Below are 941 nucleotides of genomic sequence, written 5' to 3'. Positions count from 1 at the left end.
CTAGAGCGCCGAACGGTTCGATCCTCCCAGGAACTACGCGGCGTTGGCCATGTCGCTGCGACGCTGGATTACCTCGAGGTTCAGCATGGCGGCATGGCGTCTCAGGTCGAAGAGATTGTTGCGTAAGCCTCGGTAGCGGGCACGCGGCCCCTGCTTGGATGCAAGGTGGGCGAGTCGGTGCTCCACGCCAACGCGTTGCCTGAGGGCTTCGCGCCCTTTGGTCGTCCCGACGAGCTTACGGAATCGTTGCTGTCTCTGCTCATCGGGAGCGATGCGTATGGTCCGCCCCGCGTCATTGCTGGCTCTCGTGCAGCGAGGCCGGAGAGGACACGCATTGCACGTCAGGGGGTCGAATTCTACGAGCTCACCGGGGCGGAAGTTCTGCGTATGGCCCGCCGGGCAGGTGATCGTTCGGAGACGGAAGTTCAGCTTGAAGTCAGCCTTCTTGAAGCGGTCGCCGTTGGTCGCGTTCCATGGCTTGCAGTAGACCATCGCGCCGTTTTCAGCCGAGGCTTCGACGAACTCGCTGTTGACGTATGCTCGATCGACGAACACTTCTCCAATGGCCTCGTGCCGTGGCGAGCGCGCGAGGTCTGCCTTCAGGCCGGCAGCGCCTTCCCCCTCCGGGCGATTGGCCGGCGTGACGGAGCACGCCAAGAGCAGCTCGGTGTCGAGGTCCGCGGCGATATGCTGCTTGTAGCCGTTGAATCGCTTGCTCTTGCTCTTGCGCCCGTGGCGCATGTCGGGGTCCTCGATCGAAACGCGACGATCCTTCGCGACCCCTTCGCGAATCCGCGGTCCGCCGCCTGGCGGCTCCGGATCCAGGTCCTGCTCGCGAAGCTGCGCGATGAGCTCAAGCAGGTCCTTGAGCGGCGGCTCCTCCGCCGCCTCACCGACCTGCGCGCGGATCCAGGCTTCGAGAGCCTCGATTTGCCGCACGA

1 protein-coding gene is annotated in these 941 nt (G+C 64.6%); it reads right to left on the bottom strand.

The annotated features are described in order from the left end of the window. Positions 1-33: 33 nt before the first annotated feature. Positions 34-941, bottom strand: a 908-nt coding sequence (locus QHF83_RS53330) for a transposase (RefSeq protein WP_282425884.1), incomplete at its 5' end; no start/stop codon positions are given.

Origin of the sequence: Polyangium sp. 15x6 (assembly GCF_029960785.1) — a bacterium.
Taxonomy (GTDB): domain Bacteria; phylum Myxococcota_A; class Polyangia; order Polyangiales; family Polyangiaceae; genus Polyangium.
This window is presented reverse-complemented; position numbering and strand designations above follow the sequence as displayed.